12 protein-coding genes are annotated in these 17,157 nt (G+C 51.4%); 3 read left to right on the top strand and 9 right to left on the bottom strand.

Features of this window, described 5'->3' with window-relative positions:
* From FS806_RS23235 to FS806_RS23195, 9 genes are all read right to left on the bottom strand, one after another.
* Positions 1-455: IS110 family transposase (locus FS806_RS23235; protein WP_144941442.1), on the bottom strand; the 455-nt coding region annotated here is incomplete at its 3' end.
* A gap of 200 nt (positions 456-655) precedes the next feature.
* Complete coding sequence (locus FS806_RS23230; RefSeq protein WP_144941439.1) at positions 656-1,702, bottom strand: response regulator transcription factor; 1,047 nt, start codon at positions 1,700-1,702, stop codon at positions 656-658.
* 31 nt (positions 1,703-1,733) lie between these two features.
* Positions 1,734-3,494, bottom strand: coding sequence for a sensor histidine kinase (locus tag FS806_RS23225; RefSeq protein ID WP_144941437.1), 1,761 nt, complete (start codon positions 3,492-3,494; stop codon positions 1,734-1,736).
* A 195-nt stretch (positions 3,495-3,689) separates the two neighbouring features.
* A complete protein-coding gene (locus tag FS806_RS23220; protein WP_225312788.1) occupies positions 3,690-4,208 on the bottom strand; it encodes a dihydrofolate reductase in 519 nt (172 codons plus the stop codon).
* Positions 4,209-4,652: 444 nt separating this feature from the next.
* Positions 4,653-5,447 (bottom strand): thymidylate synthase, encoded by a 795-nt coding sequence (gene thyA / locus FS806_RS23215; RefSeq protein WP_144941435.1) that lies wholly within the window; start codon positions 5,445-5,447, stop codon positions 4,653-4,655.
* A 189-nt stretch (positions 5,448-5,636) separates the two neighbouring features.
* The gene (locus FS806_RS23210; RefSeq protein ID WP_144941433.1) at positions 5,637-6,215 is read right to left on the bottom strand and encodes an AAA family ATPase; all 579 of its coding nucleotides are present in this window, start codon (positions 6,213-6,215) and stop codon (positions 5,637-5,639) included.
* A gap of 677 nt (positions 6,216-6,892) precedes the next feature.
* Positions 6,893-7,195, bottom strand: a complete 303-nt coding sequence (locus FS806_RS23205) for a YunC family protein (protein ID WP_144941431.1) — start codon at positions 7,193-7,195, stop codon at positions 6,893-6,895.
* 117 nt (positions 7,196-7,312) lie between these two features.
* Entirely contained in the window at positions 7,313-11,821 is a 4,509-nt protein-coding gene (locus FS806_RS23200; RefSeq protein WP_144941429.1) for a DEAD/DEAH box helicase, read from the bottom strand.
* Positions 11,822-12,055: 234 nt separating this feature from the next.
* Complete coding sequence (locus FS806_RS23195; RefSeq protein ID WP_144941427.1) at positions 12,056-12,430, bottom strand: DUF423 domain-containing protein; 375 nt, start codon at positions 12,428-12,430, stop codon at positions 12,056-12,058.
* 1,029 nt (positions 12,431-13,459) lie between these two features.
* Here FS806_RS23195 and FS806_RS23190 point away from each other — a divergent pair.
* The 3 genes from FS806_RS23190 (at position 13,460) to FS806_RS23180 (ending at position 16,922) form a co-directional block, all read left to right on the top strand.
* On the top strand, positions 13,460-13,906 hold the full coding sequence (locus FS806_RS23190; RefSeq protein WP_144941425.1) for a hypothetical protein: 447 nt from the start codon (positions 13,460-13,462) through the stop codon (positions 13,904-13,906).
* A 440-nt stretch (positions 13,907-14,346) separates the two neighbouring features.
* Entirely contained in the window at positions 14,347-15,492 is a 1,146-nt protein-coding gene (gene yhbH, locus FS806_RS23185) for a sporulation protein YhbH (RefSeq protein ID WP_144941423.1), read from the top strand.
* A 5-nt stretch (positions 15,493-15,497) separates the two neighbouring features.
* Positions 15,498-16,922 (top strand): SpoVR family protein, encoded by a 1,425-nt coding sequence (locus FS806_RS23180; RefSeq protein WP_144941421.1) that lies wholly within the window; start codon positions 15,498-15,500, stop codon positions 16,920-16,922.
* Positions 16,923-17,157 lie beyond the last annotated feature (235 nt).

Below are 17,157 nucleotides of genomic sequence, written 5' to 3'. Positions count from 1 at the left end.
TCCGCGTAGACTCCTTCTGGTAACTGAGGCTTCGTATAACGACCGTCGATCACCAATTTTCCTATGACTTTGGCATCCTTGACGTCGTTTTTGGTTGGCGAGTTGTCATCAAGTTCCTTGCTCTTGTTCACATGATGCGGGTTGATGAGTACTACTTCAATTCCGCGACACTTCATAAAGTGATACAACGGAAACCAGTAATGACCTGTGGGCTCAACACCCATAATGATGTCATTCATTCCGTGTTCTTTCTGAAGGCTGCTCGCCCATGCGATTAGGTTATTTAACCCGTTGTCATCGTTGGTAAACAGGCAGCGTTTGCCAAGCTCGATCCCACGATAATTGAATGCTCGAGCCACATGGTTCCGCTTGGCAATGTCTGTTCCTATTACCAATGTGGTTTCAGAAATTCGCATGATTCGTTGATTTTGCTTGCTAGATTGGTTATGCTTCATAGTGAGCGTCCTCCTCTTAATTAGGGCAGTGAATGTGCACCATTCCGAGACCCAGCATACAGGAGGCGCTTTTTTTGTTCAAACCTCAAAATTAATTAATTACAGGAATGCTCCTTTACCCAATAATGATAGCGCTATCATTATTTTAGTTTTACTTTAGCGCTATGGACATGATCTATTTTTTTAAATGTTGCGCTTTTTTACGACTTCCTTCGGAATTGGTCCGGCGATAAGCCTGAATGCTTTTTAAATGCGCGTGAAAAATGAGGGTAATTATAATAACCGACGGCTTCGGCAACTTCGTACGTTTTCAAAGAGGAATCTTTCAGCAGCTCCTGGGCCCTGCTCATCCTTAAATGGGTCACATATTGGACAAAGCTCATCCCGACAGCTTCTCTAAATGCACTGCTGAAATAAGCGGGGGTCAATCCTACCGCCTGCGCGATGTCCTCCAGCGAGAGCAGCGCTGTAAAACGCTGATTAATCAATTCAATGGCCTGATTAATTTTTAAATTTACCTTTAAATTTTTTTTACTGCGCAGTTTGTTCATCATGGCCAGGATGGAGCCCCGCATTTGAATAAAATAATGGTCCGGCGAGATCGATGTACCGTTCAAGGATGCCGTTTCCGTGCTTGTACAACCATACTTATTGGAGAGCAGAGATTGGCAGGCCGATATTAAATCGTGAACCATATTTTTGAGGGGATAAGGGGCCAATGCCGATTCCATATCGAGCATAAGCCGGTGGCAGCTTTTAAGCTCCGCGAGAACACGGCCTTCGTTAAAAAGCAGCATGAACTCCACCAGTCTGTTTGCGGCATCGCGGCACAGGACAGCCCATTCACCATGTTTGGCGAATCGTTGATTACGTTCCTCAAGCTTGGCAAATACGCGTTCCAATGTTTCATACAGAATATCCGGTCGAAGGGGCTTCAATAAATAATCATGGACTCCGAACTGTACGGCCTTCTGCGCATACGCAAACTCGTCGTGGCCGGAAATAATGATCGGTTCAATGAATTTGTACTTCTCTCTTACCGCCTGGATCAAAGCGAGCCCATCCATGATCGGCATGCAGATATCGGTCACCAAGACATCCGGCTTTAATTGCTGAATCTTTGTCCAAGCCTCTTTCCCATCTTCAGCCTCTCCCACGATGGTGAACCGGTTATGATTATTCTGGATCATTTTCGCCAAACTGCGTTTAATCATGAATTCATCGTCAACCACCAGAACCGAGTACATCCTTGAATCACCTCTCTGATTTTGAGTCCGGTCATGTGTAGGGAAGCTTCATTTCAATGTCTGTCCCTCTTGCTCCGGACCTTATAATGGTCAGACCGTAAGGCTTGCCATAGGTCAGGCGTATACGCTGATGAACATTCCACAACCCGATGCCTTCCGTCCGCGTTTGCTCGTTGGAGGTATGGCGAAATTGCCGGTTAAAATGCTCTATCTGGCCGGGTTCCATGCCCATTCCACGATCAGATACAATAATCCGATAACCATCAGGACAAGCCTTTCCCGATATCCCTATGTAATCCGGTTTTATACGATTCTTTTGGTACCCGTGCTTGAAGGCATTTTCCACTATGGGCTGCACGATGAGACGAACGGCTTTGACAGCATTAAGATTATAGTCGTCAAACATCATTTGTATATCTAATTGCGGATAGCGCTCACTTTGTATTTCAAGATACCGGCGGACATGCTCCAATTCATCCCGAAGCGAGACCTGCGCCTGCTTATTAAAGCTGTACCGGAACATTTCTCCCAGTGCTGTGGCCATTCGGCTGATGGGCATCACTTCCTGCACAATCGCGTAAGAATTAATAATTTCCAGCGTGTTGTACAAAAAGTGGGGGTTAATCTGTGCCTGCATCGCCAGCAGCATGGCTTCTCTTTGCCTGATGACCCCTTCCTTCTCTCGAAGCTCCGATTTATGTATGACTTCAATTAGATGTTTGATCTGTCCTACCATATGATTAAAGCTCCTGTTCAGCCGTCCGATCTCATCCTGGCGATTTTCGGGTGCCTTGACATGCAGGTTCCCTGTTTCAGCCTGTCGCATTAATTTTTGCAAATGAGAAACGGATCTCGTCAGCGACAAGGAAAAGAAACCGACCCCCAATATAATCACGGCAATAAAGGCCAGGTGGATCCACATATTCATGTGACGAACATTACCGGATTCCGACGTTAAATCGACATAAGGAACTTCCGAAATTACCGTAAGGCCCATCGGCTCAGACCGGTGGAAGGATATAATTCGTTTCTCACCCTGTTCGCTCCTCGTTATGAACGATCCGATAGCCGGCCCGTTTAACAGTTCGGGCGCTGTGTTCTCCGCAAGCTGACCTATTTTTTCTTCTTGAGAATGAAACAATACCTGTTGGTTTTCATTGATTACTTGCAGGGAGCCGGAGGGGCCAAGTTCAACCTCTCTAAAATGCTGGGTTAAATGATTCAACCTTAACTCGAACACCAATAACCCCGAATGCCGAAAAGAGGGAGTGGACAAAAATTTTCTCGCAATCGTTAAAATCGGTGTAGAATCCAAATAATGAATTCCAATGATTGTATATCGATCATCCGGAAAACCACCCCAATGGTTTGCACTTGCGCTTTCATTCTGCAGTCCTCTAAAATTGCCGACCGCAGCGCCTTGATCGGACACGATTTTGAAACCGTATATTTCCGGCCGTTCGAAAATAACGGAAGGAATGACTTCTTCACGAATCCGTTCCGACAGGTGGAAAAGCCGATAATTATCTTTCGCCGGAGAAATATCCATTAATTGTTGAACAAGAGGATGAACAATAACCGGAAGAGATGACCGATCCAAATCTTCAAAATACGTATCCAGGCGGCTGCTCAGCTGCTGTACGAGCTGTTCGCTGTAATGCATGGCGTTAATTTCAATTTGCTTTTCCAGACGGATATACGTAAAAATATTAAAAAACAGATACGGCAGTACTAAGAGAAGGATGAGCAATAGAAGCTTTGTCTTTAAAGAAAGCGCTGTCATTTTTATCATGAGGGCCTCCTGTATCCATCGATGGTTTAATTCTGCCTTCAAGCTTCCTCCCTCGTGCAAAAAGCCGGTAGAAAGGCCTTCCTTTCCGCACTGATGCTTTAAGCTTATAACTTCCTAATGTGGTAAAAAGAAAGCCGCATTACGCGGCATGTTCACTCTCCTGTTCTGTTCGTCATTGCAGCGGTAAGCGGCCGCTTACCTTCTTCTTTCATAGACAACGAACCGGTGGGGGTATTTGTTCTTCTCGTCCATTTCTCCCTCGCGGCAATCGGTAACCGCCCACTCCTCCAAATCGATTTCCGGAAAGCTTGCATCCCCTTCGAAATCTTGATCGATCTCCGTCATGAACAGCTTGTCCGCATAGGGCATAAATAACCGGTAAATTTCCGCACCGCCGATCACATACAGCTCTTCGTTCCCGTACCGTTCGAGCGCTTCCTCTACGGAATGGACAATGTCACAGCCTTCCGCCTTGTACTGCCGATTCGACGTCAGCACGATGTTGCGGCGCCCGTCCAAAGCTTTGCCGATCGATTCGAACGTCTTCCTTCCCATCAGAATCGAATGTCCCATCGTCGTCCGGCGAAAATGGGCCATATCCGCGGGAAGCCTCCAAGGAATTCGGTTCCCGCTGCCGATAATCCGGTTGCTGGCCATCGCCGCGACCATGGAAATCGCTCCGTTCGTATTCTGCTTCTCTATCTTCGTCATCATTTATTTCATTTCCCTTTCATTATCGAATTCCGGTCTAGACGGTAAAAGTGCAGGTCTATTAGCACGAATCCGGTAAAATCCCGCAAAGATGATCAAAACCGCAGGTCTTTGGACGCCAAAATCGCAAAAAATTAGCCAAAATGGCCGAATTTACCTGCGCATCTTCATGTCTTTGGACCTTTTAACGAAAATTTGTCCAAAGACCTGCATTACGCAGGTCTTTGTTCAGACAATGTATTCTGCACTCCGGGACTGATTGGACTTCCGATCACGGTTATCCTCGGAATTCTAGAAATCCGAGGATAACAAGACGAACGCTAAACGCTTCTCCAGTTCCGAACGTTCTTCTCCGTGACTTGCTACCACCATATCAGGATGCCGTCACAGCAGTTCACTGCTTCAAACAGTCCCTTATTTTGATTCCTGTGTTCCTTCGGACAGACTCTAAACCGCAATAGGCGCCTTGATCCGCGGATGGCACTGGTAATTGACAATTTCAAAGTCTTCATAGCGGTAATCGAAGATCGAGTCCGGCTTCCGCTTAATAACCAGTTGAGGGAGCGGATAGGGCTCGCGGGTCAACTGAAGCTTCACCTGCTCAATATGATTGGAGTAGATATGCACATCTCCTCCGGACCAGATCAATTCTCCGGGCTTCAGCCCGCACTGCTCCGCCACCATATGCGTCAGCAATGCGTAGCTGGCGATATTGAAGGGAAGCCCGAGGAAAGTGTCGACGCTCCGCATCGTAAACATACAGGAAAGCTTGCCGTCGGCCACATAAAATTGGAAGGCATAATGGCAGGGCGGCAGCGCCATCTCCTCAATCTCCGCCACATTCCAGGCACTCACCAAATGCCGCCGGGAATCCGGATTGCTCTTGATTTGTTCGATCACCTGACTGATCTGATCGATTCGTCTGCCGTCCGGAGCAGGCCAGGTACGCCATTGTGATCCGTAAACCTGCCCGAGGTCCCCGTTCTCGTCTGCCCATTCGTCCCAGATCGTCACACCGTTTTCCTGAAGATAACGAATATTGGTATCCCCGCTCAGAAACCAGAGCAGCTCATGAATGATGGAGCGGAGATGCAATTTCTTGGTCGTAACGAGCGGAAACCCCTCCGACAAGTCAAATCTAAGCTGACGGCCGAACACCGAAATCGTTCCGGTTCCCGTCCGGTCCTCCTTTTGCACACCGTTATCCAGCACATCTTGTAACAGATCCAAATAACTTCTCATAAAGCACCTCATCTACAACGGCTCACGATACAACCTTTGCTTAGTATCGCGGTCTTATTAATGTCGGCAATGTAATCTCGCCGCACGGATTAAACTTTATTATAACAGAGACAGGCCTGTTAGCGAATCGCAGTTGAAGCTGCTAAAGGCCGGATACAGCCCTTAAAAGATGGCCCTCGCCCTCTCAGCTCATTTTCCTAGCGTAAGCCATCGGTCCAATGCTCTTCTAAGCTTCCCGCGGGTATCCGGTTGAAGCGTGAGGTTCAGCATGGAGGCAATCTTATCCGCCACCGCCCCTATGTTAAGGCTCTCCGTATCGAGATGGTGCCGGAAAATGTCGTTGGACAGCCCGTCCACACAACGGTCTATCTGCTGCGCGGCCCAGCTATTGGGACCGTTCCCCCTGGAGCGAAGCCTTCTAAGCAGCGTTTCCTTCGAGGCACACAGCGTAAAATGATGAACCGTAATTCCATCGTTTCTTAAGCGGCCGACCACTTCTTCAAAATACAGCGGCTGAACCACGGTCATAGGCACGATAATAATCCCCGGGTACTGTCCGGATATGTATTTTAACATCGAGTAATTGAACTCCCGCCACATGGAATAATCCTGAAAATCATCCCGGGAAGCTTCTCTGGGGAGATTCTTGCGGATGTAATACCCGGCGTTCTCCGGATCAAAGATAAAGGATGAGGCCAACCTCCGGCGCAATTCCAAAGAAGTCTGCGTCTTGCCGGAGCCAAACGCCCCGTTTATCCAAATGATCATGCCATCCCTCCATTTCCTGCACCGCTACAGACCGGCAGCCAAGAGCGTATCTTGGACCAACTCCGTCAATAGCCTTCTATATTTTATCATATCCCCCGTTAAAGGTACTCGGGAATAAAGAACGACTATCTATCGTTTAAGGGGTACATAAATAGGTTGATAGTTCTATCGGAAGGCCGAATGGTTTGTACGGGATCAATAGTCTGTAACGGACCTGGGAGACCCTATTTCATCAAAATAGGCGGTTTTTTTAGATTAAACGGACACAGCTGCGCTTATTGATCGGAATTCTCCTATCTTCGCATGCAATGCTTGGGAATAAGGTCATCCGAGTCCGTTAAAATTACTGAAAGGCTCTTCTAGACCGATTAAAGTCTCTGGGGTCCGTTATATTCCGGGCGCTCAGGGTTTCGTTCGATCTTGGTTGTACACAAACAAATAGAAGTCTCTTGGCTACAGTTTTTAAACCTACTCCATTTTATTATCATACCGTGCAGGCTTTTCGCATGATCTCAGTTATACGCCGTTAATCGACGGCCGACAGAGCTAAACGGATGCGTTTATTCTATTTTATTCCACTTTTTCCACAGAAAGCTCCCGGTCAAGAAAAAAGAGGTCCGCTCCTTCGGATGCGGACCGACAGTGACGGGCTGTGCTGCTATGGGATCAACCAAGGCTCACATCATCCGGGCAATTGCCTCTATTCCCTTCATCCCCGTGTGAATGCCCAGTGCCTCCGCTTCCAGAGTAACGGATTCCAATGGAGCCTCCAGAAGCTCCTCCAACGTTCGGACTCCAACGGCCCGGCCGGCGATGATTTTGCGATCCTTGAGCTTGTCGTTAAGAAGCTTCACATCCAAGGCGCCGCACATAATATATCCCTTGTCGGTAGTGACGGCGAGCAAGGTGGTTTTCGGCAGCTTTACTTCGATCCCCAGTGCGGTACGACCGCCTATATCCATCGGAATGACCTGCATCATGGTTAAGCATCCCCTTTCCCAAGATGGTCCCCTGTCAGGAACTTCCCAAGAAGTTCCTGTGCCTTAACGAACCCGTACTGTAGCATATGAGGGACAGGTACATGCGGGTATAGGCAGCTAACGGAATGAGCTGGGCCATATAACGATTTTATGGCGATCGCGCTCGGCTCCTCTGTGCAGCAGCCAGTCCGCCGCCTCCGTCTCTCCGACCGGGAGGCCGTTCCACTGCTCGACGGCGATTTTCCTCTGGCCGCTCTGGCGGAGGGTCTGCATGAGCAGCTCCGGCAGCAGCTCTTTCCAATCCGGGCCTTCCCCGCTCCGCGAGCTGCCCGCCTTGTCCTCCTCCATCGTTATGATTCTTCTGCCATAATGCTCCAGCCACAGCAGCCACTGCTCCCCCCGAATAACCAGGTAATTGCCCGGCTTGCGGGCGTAGGACGCTTCCTTCCTCGCCGGCCACGGAACCGTTATCCCGTATGGATTCGCCGGATCGGAGGCTGGCAGCAGGATGAGCTCGGAATCGGAATAGCGGATCGTATTTAACGACTCCGCAGTCTCCTTCAGGGCAAACTGCATAGCGCTAACCCCCTGGATGAACATTCCGCGGGCAACGATCCCCCATTCTTCCAGCCGTTTGAAGACGCCGATCATCGTATCCCAGGAAAAAGGAGCTTCTTTGACCGTTTCCTTGGTCACGACCCCATATCGCTTAAGCAGCAGATGCGCCCACTGCACGGCAGAAGTTTCGGCCGTTTCCGGAGAGCCTTCGGCCGCTTGAGAAGACGGCTCCAACGCATACCAGCGGCCGAGACCGGACTGAAACTTGCCTGTCCGGGAAGCTTTGCTCTGCCGATAGGTCCTGATCGGACCAAGCTGATCGTTGGACACGCGCCCTTCCCAGACCAAATCCATCAGCTTGTCCAGCATCACCGAAGGGACTTCTCCCGCCTCCCGGCTCAAGGCGGTCAGGAAGCTTGCTCCTTGGGACCGGAGGAGATCAAGCAGCGGCGCATGAACGCTCTGTTCTTCCCGGCTCTTCAGAAACGGGGCATACAACGGTCTGGAATCGGCTCGGAAGAAGGCGATCCTGCCGTCCTTGTCCTGATCTTCCTTCGCGCCCATCCAGATCCATTCGCCGGAAGCCAACAGCAGGTCAAGCTCTTCCTTGCGATAAGCGGACAGCCGCGCGGGGAAGACTTGCTTCTCCCACTGCTCCAAGGGGAGGTAGACCCCCTGCAGCTCCCCCAGCACGTCATTCAAGCCCTCCGACCCGGACGGACGCTGGCCGACAGCGATGCGGTGACGTTCGGCCAGGTAACGGCACAATCGGGCGGATGGTACCCGCTCCACCGATCTGCGGAAATCCCGAATCGATATCCGGATCATCCGGCGGGTTACCTTGGTGCTTGTGAATAGCTGCTCCTTCTCCCGGTCGGCAAAAGGAGCAGGCTCCATCACCTTATCCTCCCGCCATTCGGCCAGCAGCTCTTCCGTCCGCTGTGCCGAAAGACCGTATCTCCGCTGCAATTCCTCCGGAGTGAACGACAACCGGTGATCGATATACCGCCTGCAGATGAAGGCCGCCGCAAGCGGATCGCTCCCGATCGTCTCGTACAAATGCCGTTCATCCCGGCAAATCCAGCGGGCCTCTCCCGATTCGGTCCATTCCGCCACCCGTCCTTCGGCCGCAAGGCTGTCCAGCCATTCCCCAGCCTGCTTGCCGGCCAATCGGAATAATTCCTCCTTCGTATGGTCGCCACGTTCCTTAAGGATCCGGTACAGATCATCCGGTCCGCGCCATTCAAGGCCTTCTCCCTGCTCCAGCCGCTTCTGCTCCCGATCCAGCACCTCCGGGCTAATCATCCCCTGAAGGCTCTCCTCGCCGAAATACTGAGCGGCCAAGTCTCTGCTTATGCTGGCCAACTGGATCTGGAGGTCCGGCTTCAACGCATCGGACTCATACAGCGACACTCCCACGTAATCCAGCAAAAATTGGGCGGCAAAGGGCGACGGGAACCGGGTTCTTGCCACCTGCCATTCGATCTCCCCGTTACCGATGCGGGTCAACACTTCCTTCAGGCCGTCCGTATCCAGTGTATCCTCCATGCATTCCTTCATGGCTTGATGCAGGAACGGGAATCTCTCCGCATAAGGCAGCGCTTCTTCCAGCAACCCTTCGCTGCGCAGACGTTTCTTCCAGGCCGGCATTCGGCTGAAGCCTTTGGACAGCAGCAGAGAGGTCTCCGCAATGCGGCGAAAAGCGATTCCGAGCATTGGGGTCCCCGGCAGCGATTCCAGCAGAAGCCCATCCAGGGAAGCCGCATCCACCTCGCGCAGAGCGGCTAACCAGGCCGGGTCCCATTCCGGGAAAATAAATTCGATGCCGTTATCCCTCGCGTTCGCAAAGTATGTCCGGTGGACCACTACGTTCAACCGGGCCTGAATAGCCAACTGCCAGGCCAAATTCAAGCGTCGTCCGAACAGCGAATGAATAACGACATGATGCTGGTTCGTATCATCCAAGAACTGTTCGACGACGATGCGCCGGTCGGTTGGCAGCGGGCAGGCGGCTTGCTGACTGCGGACCCAGGAGATCAACTGCTCCGAAGCCCCGGCATCCATCCGGTATTCCTCCATCAGCCATTGCCGGGCTTGGTCGGGATCTTCCTCTATCCGCCCTCCAAGCTCGTCCATGAACCGTCCGATCCGGACTCCCAGCCCGTAACTGCGTCCGAGCGCTTCCGCCCGCCAGAACGGTATTTCACTGAAGCGGTTCTCCGCTTCCGTCACGTAAACCCGGTCGTGCTTGATCGAGCGGATCGACCAGGAGTTCGTCCCCAACTGGAAGACGTCGCCGGGCCGGCTCTCGAAGACGAACTCCTCGTCCAATTCCCCAAGATGCTGCCGGGTGTCCATATGGTACACCGGGTAGCCGCTGCTTTGGGGAATAGTGCCTGCGCCCATGACGGCGGCCATGGGCGTATGCGCGCGGCGGCGGAGCAGGCCGGTGTCGCGGTCCCAGTCGAGTAGCGGGCGGGCGAACGGATACAGCCCCGCCAGCACCTCGAGCATACTGCGGAACCGGCCGCGCGGGAAGCCGCGGAAGCAGTCGCTGCGCGTGAGCACGCGATAGAGCTGCCCCTCCTCCCAGTCATCGACGGCAACCATCGCCGTCACCTGCTGGGAGAGGACATCGAGGGAATGCCGCGGAATGCGGATTTCCTCGATGTCCCGGGCAGCGATGAGCCGCGCCAGCACAGCGGCTTCCGGCAGCTCGCCGCGGCTGCGCGCAAGGATGACGCCGCGGCTGGCGTCGCCCACAGCGTGCCCGGCGCGCCCGATGCGCTGGATGCCGGCAGCGGCCTGCTTGGGGCTGTCGATCTGGATCACCAGCTCGACATGCCCCACGTCGATGCCGAGCTCCAGCGACGATGTCGCGACGAGGCAGCGCAGGGCGCCTTCCTTCAGCAGCCGCTCGACCTCGAGCCGCTTCTCGCGGGAGACGCTGCCGTGGTGCGAGCGCGCCGCTTCGAAGCCGAAGTGCTCGTTCAGCCGGAGCGTCAGCCGCTCGCACAGCCGCCGGTTGTTGACGAAGATCAGCGCCGTTCTGCTGTTCTCCATCAGTTGAACGATTCGTTCCACGATGGAAATCCAGAACAGCTCCTTCTCCTTCGACGGCGCCGGGCGCTCCGGCATAGTGACGAGCAGCTCGTAGCGCTTCTCCATTTCGCTGTGCACAATCGCCACGCTTCTCGCCCTCTCCCGGCCGCCTCCCCCTTCCGCTGCGTCTTCGCGTTCCGCTCCCGGCTCGCCTTCGTCGTTCGCCTCGGCGTCCGCTCCTCCCTTCGCGCCGGTTACGTCCGCTTTGCCGCCGCTTGCTGCGCTTTCCTGATCGGCGGGGCCCTCCTCTTCCCCGGCCGACGTCATCGCTCCGCCGCTCTCAGCGGCAGCAGGCGCCTCCCAGCCGCCCAAGAAGCGGGCCACTCTTTCCAGTGGCTTCTGCGTAGCGGAGACGCCGATTCGCTGGAACGACCGGCCGCTCCACTCCACCAGCCTTTCCAGCGTAAGCGACAGATGGGCTCCGCGCTTGTCCGCAGCCAGGCTGTGGATTTCATCGACGATGACCTGCTCCACCGTTTTCAGGATCTCCCTTGCTTTCGGAGAGGTCATCATGATATACAGGGATTCCGGCGTCGTCACGAGCAAATCCGGCGGGCTCCTGAGCATGGAAGCCCGGGTGCTCTGCAGCGTGTCCCCGGTACGGATGCCGATTTTCAGATCCTGCCAGTTCCCGCCGATTTCCTGCGAATACTGCTTCATTTCCTCAGCAAAGCGAAACAAATGATGATGAATGTCGTTATTGAGAGCCTTGAGCGGCGTGACATACAGTACTCTTACTCCCGGGGCGGCATTCGTCCGCTTCTCTTTATTCCGTACAAGCGCATTCAGACATGGAAGCAGTGCGGCCAAAGTCTTGCCCGACCCGGTCGGCGAAGCAATCAGCGTATGGCGCCCGGACAGAATTTCCTTCCAAGCTTTACGCTGAACCTCGGTCGGCTCGCCGAAGGACCGGTGAAACCAGCCTTCGAGCACCGGATGAAAAACCGATAACGATTCCTGTTCCATCATTCCCCTCCTAACCTGACGAAAACCTTCTATCTCCGTTTTTCTAAGGTGACTGAAGCATGGAGATTTTCTCAGTATACTTGCACCATCAACACCGGTCTCTCATGAAAGATAGCCTCCAATGAATCTGAATGTAACCAAGACCGATTCTACAAACCGTTGATTACTTACCGATCCAAAAAACGGGCCGCTTCTTTCTCGGACTGCACTGGAAAGAAACGTACCCGTTTGCCCTTACTTCCATTTAACAGCGGATACCGCGACAAGCGCCCATCCTACGATGAACATAACCCCGCCGAAAGGAGTGATCATTCCCAGCTTGTTGATGCCGCTCAGAGCCAGAACATACAAGCTGCCCGAGAACAAAATGATCCCTACAAATAGAAGTCTGCCGGCCCACAGCAGCGAACGCGAATTCGGCATCTTCGCGCTTAGAGCGGCAATGGCGAGCAGCCCCAGAGCATGGTACATATGATACCTGACTCCGGTCTCGAATACGTTCAGCAGTCTCTCATCAAGAACGGAAGCGAGCCCGTGCGCTCCGAACGCCCCCAGGGCAACGGCCAGTAGAGCATTAATGCTGCCTAAAATGGTAAATAATTTTTGCATATTCCAACCTCCTGCAGAGAACCTTTGCCAGCATCATATCATATTTTTTTCTCGATTGCTTGTTCATGGGCTATGCCAACCGCGACGATTCGAAACTCTTTTTTCATTCTGTGAACAACTGTTGAAAACTTCACTTTCAATGGACATTTTTCCATCCATCTTTTCGGGAACTTTCAATATGGACTCTGGAGTTTTGGTCTGCAATCAGCCTTCCCTTCCTTTCGCCATTCACTTGATCTTCCTACCTCTTTGAATCCTCTAGCCGAGACTTTGGACTGTTATCCCCTTCCCTCAGAATGGATCGGAGACCGGGGGCCATCTGCAGATTGCGTTTATTGTTGATATTTATTCTCATATCCGCCTAAAGCCGTGTTTCCCGTGGTAAAACACTGAGTTAAAGGAAGAAGCGGCGGAAGAAACGAGTGAAAGAAGCAGCAGTCGTTTGACGAGATCACACACTAGTCCGATATGAATAACCTGAGCGATTGGGATAACACCATATGACGAGAACCCAACACACATGTCCGATATGAAGCTGCTGAGCGTGGGGGATAACAGCCATATGGTGAAGAACAGCGTTTGATATGAATAGTCTTCTGTCCCCTGCACCTCTGTAGATTAGATCCCACGTCTCTCCCCCTTTCCACCCTTGGGCTGCTATAGATTAATACTGTAACGGCATTCTTCCTCCTTGCGCTTCAAAAATTTTGAAGAGGCTGCAGGATTGCAGTTCTTGCGGGTTGATTCCGTGCAGTATCTTTCACTTCCACTGGGTGCTTCACTTGATGCCAACAGCTTTTGAGGAGGCTTTAACGCTATAATGAACATAGAAACTTTGCGATGTGGTAAAATAATGATATTATTTTTGGCGATGAAGATTTATATTTCCTTGGGCAGACGTAGACTGCTTTCGCCATCTGGGGCCTCTTAATTGAAGCCTTAAGGCACTTATTGAGGACGGAATGAAATCTTATCTTAATTGCCGTATCAACACATTATTTATCGCTTTAATAACGGAGGGAAAGCTGAATGGATCATTTCAATGAGCAAGAACAGGAATCGTTTAAAAATAAGGAGGAGGGCTTTCGAAATCATTTTATAACCGCCGAGAAGCATTCGGGACCGGGAATCGCTTCATTCGTAATGTCGCTTCTAGCCGGAATCGGATATATCGTGCTGTTTGTCGGCGGAGTTGCCGTCCTGAGCACCCAATTGGCAGGGCTCATGCCTAATCTCGATCTGGAGAACCTCGAACAGCTTCAGCAAACGCCGGAGCTCGTCGCCTCTCTTCTTTTCATCGGGCTTGGAATGCTCGGTTCTTTCGTTTTCGCTTTAATCGGGCTAATCCTTGGCATCATTGGATTGCTGCAGCAAAACCGGAAGAAGGTGTTTGCGGTTATTGGAACCGTATTAAGCGGCTTGCTGGTCGGGATTCCACTGCTTTTCTTCCTCTTTTCGATGGGGATGGGAGTTTAGGAGAAGCCCGCACCGTGAGGCCTTTCGCCAGCCAGGCGGAAGGCCTCTTTTTCTTTTTCAAGGTAATTCTTTTTACTATACAAACGGCGGTTCCTTTTTCACCAACTAACAGATTCTCAACGCGCTCCGGGAGAGGTACGCTGGGGGACAAGAGCCATTCTCACAGGTTCCGCCCCCTGCTTTTTAATAGAATTCCTGGCCCGAATAGGCGGATTCCATTCATGGTTTTGCGAAACTTGAATATATTTGAATAACAACCGGAATAATGCTTCATTCTTATTCATCGCTAAACATTAGCGGATTGCGGCATTCTATTGAGTTGAACAGTGTTTATAACGAAGATCATGAGACGAATGCCATTCATCCTTAAACTGTAATTGCACAGGCTCATGCCGATCCATCCGCTAATAATCCGAGAGAATTCTCGAGGAGGTGCCTGCATGTCCGAGCCTTTATTTATCGTTTCCAGGGAAGACTGGTCCTTGCACCGCAAGGGCTACCAGGATCAGACCCGCCATCAGCAGAAGGTTAAGGAAGCGATCAAGCAAAATCTTCCTGACCTCGTCACAGAGGAGAGCATCATTATGTCGGACGGCAAGCAAATCGTAAAGGTTCCGATCCGCAGTCTGGATGAATACCGTTTTCGGTACAATTACAATAAATCCAAGCATGTCGGTCAAGGCGACGGAGATAGCCAGGTAGGAGACGTGCTGGGAACGGATCCCTCATCCGGCCGGCCGGGCCAAGGCCAGGGGGCCGGAGATCAGGCCGGCGAAGATTATTATGAAGCCGACGTGACGATGGAGGAACTGGAGACGCTTCTGTTCGAGGAACTGGAGCTGCCTGATCTGCAGGAGAAGCAGAAGGATCTGATGAAGGCTTCCGATATCGTCTTCCACGATGTCCGCAAGAAGGGTATCATGTCCAACATTGATAAAAAGCGGACGATTCTTGAAAATTTAAGGCGCAATGCCAATGCCGGAAAGCCCGGAATCTTCGGAATTTCCCCGGATGATTTGCGCTTTAAAACCTGGGAGGAAATTGAGAAGCCCCATTCGAATGCCGTCATCATTGCGATGATGGACACTAGCGGTTCGATGGGAAGCTTTGAAAAGTATGTGGCCCGCAGCTTCTTCTTCTGGATGACCCGGTTTCTGCGTTCCAAATATGAGAAGGTGGAGATCGTCTTCATCGCTCATCATACGGAAGCCAAGGAAGTAACCGAAGAAGAATTTTTCACCAAAGGGGAGAGCGGCGGAACGATCTGCTCCTCCGCTTATCAGAAATGCCTGGAAATCATAGACAGCCGTTATCCGGAGGCGTACTACAACTTGTATCCGTTTCATTTTTCCGATGGCGACAATCTTACCTCCGATAATGCCAAATGTCTGGATTTGATCGGCAAAATCATACAGCGGGCCAATATGTTCGGATACGGAGAGGTGAATCAGTACAACCGCAGCAGTACGCTGATGGCCGCTTACCGGCAGCTTCAGAACGATAAGTTCCAATTCTGCATCATTCGCGAAAAAGGCGAAGTGTACAAAGCTCTCAAAACGTTTTTCGCGAAAAAAGAAACGGGGTGATCGTCTTGACCTCCGACGAAATCAAGCAATTGGAGTGGAGCATCGCGGAAATAACGGAGATTGCGCAAGGCTTCGGACTTGACTTTTATCCCATGCGCTATGAAATATGTCCGGCCGATATTATTTACACGTTCGGCGCATACGGAATGCCGACCCGCTTCAGCCATTGGAGCTTCGGCAAAACGTTTCACAAGATGAAGATGCAGTACGATTTCGGATTAAGCAAAATTTATGAGCTGGTGATCAATTCGAACCCGTGCTATGCCTTCTTGCTGGACGGAAACTCCCTTATCCAGAACAAGCTGATTGTGGCGCATGTATTGGCCCACTGCGACTTCTTCAAAAATAATGTGCGCTTCTCGCGTACGAATCGCAATATGGTGGAGAGTATGTCTGCCTCGGCCGAAAGAATCCGTCTCTATGAAATTGAATACGGCAGCAAGAAGGTCGAAGCCTTCCTCGATGCGGTGCTGGCTATTCAGGAGCATATCGACCCGAGCCTTGTTTACCGTTACAAACAGGACGCCAGGGAACGCGAAGACAAGGAAGGCGAGAAGGAAAAGCTTCCGAGCGTCTCTACCCCCTATGATGATCTGTGGTCGCTGGATGATATGCAGGATAGAAAGGAAGAGGCGGACACTCCGAAGAAATTCCCGCCGTCCCCGGAGAAGGATCTGCTCTGGTTTATTCAACAGTATGCGCCCGAGCTGGAGGAGTGGCAGCGTGATATTATAACCATTATGCGGGACGAAATGCTTTATTTCTGGCCGCAGCTGGAGACCAAGATCATGAACGAAGGCTGGGCCTCCTACTGGCATATCCGAATTTTGCGGGAAATGGATTTGACCCCGGAGGAGACCATTGAATTCGCCAAGCTGAATTCCGCGGTCGTTCAGCCGTCCCGGCACAGCCTGAATCCGTACTACCTGGGCCTCAAAATTTTCGAAGATATCGAGAAGCGCTGGGATAAACCGACCGCGGAGGAAATCGAAAAGTATGGGCGAGCCCCCGGAGAAGGACGCAGGAAGCTGTTCGAGGTACGCGAATTCGATTCCGACACCTCCTTCATTCGCAGCTATTTAACCAAAGAACTGGTCGAGGATCTGGATCTTTATCTGTTCGAGAAAAAAGGAAATGAGTGGAAAATTACGGACAAAACGTGGGAATCCATTCGCGAACAGCTTGTTTATTCTCGCGTGAACGGAGGATTTCCCTATCTCGTTGTAGAGAACGGAAACCATTTAAAGAACGGGGAGCTGTATTTAAAACACCAATTCGAAGGAATCGAGCTGGATTTAAAGTATGTGGAGAAGACTCTCCCTTACGTTCAGCAGTTATGGGGGAAGGCGGTCCATCTGGAAACCGTTGTAGAAGATAAATCAGTGCTATTTTCCTATGACGGAAAAAAACATATGAGACGCTTTTTATAAAATTTTATTTCAATGTTATTTTGCAAAAGCTAGCCAGGACGGGCACAGTTGACCGTCAACCTGTTCATAATGTCACGTCGTTTTAAACCAAAGACCGGACCCGTCCTTTTTCACTAAAGGAGGTCCGGTTTTATTTTATAGGACAGCCGGCCTATAAAAATCAGAACCACCCGTCAAACGGGTGGTTTGCTCTTGGGGTATAACCCCTTGTTGCCAAACTGCGCCTAAAGACGCT

It is taken from the genome of Paenibacillus sp. 32O-W (assembly GCF_007679495.1).
GTDB classification, from domain to species: Bacteria; Bacillota; Bacilli; order Paenibacillales; family NBRC-103111; genus Paenibacillus_L; species Paenibacillus_L residui.
This window is presented reverse-complemented; position numbering and strand designations above follow the sequence as displayed.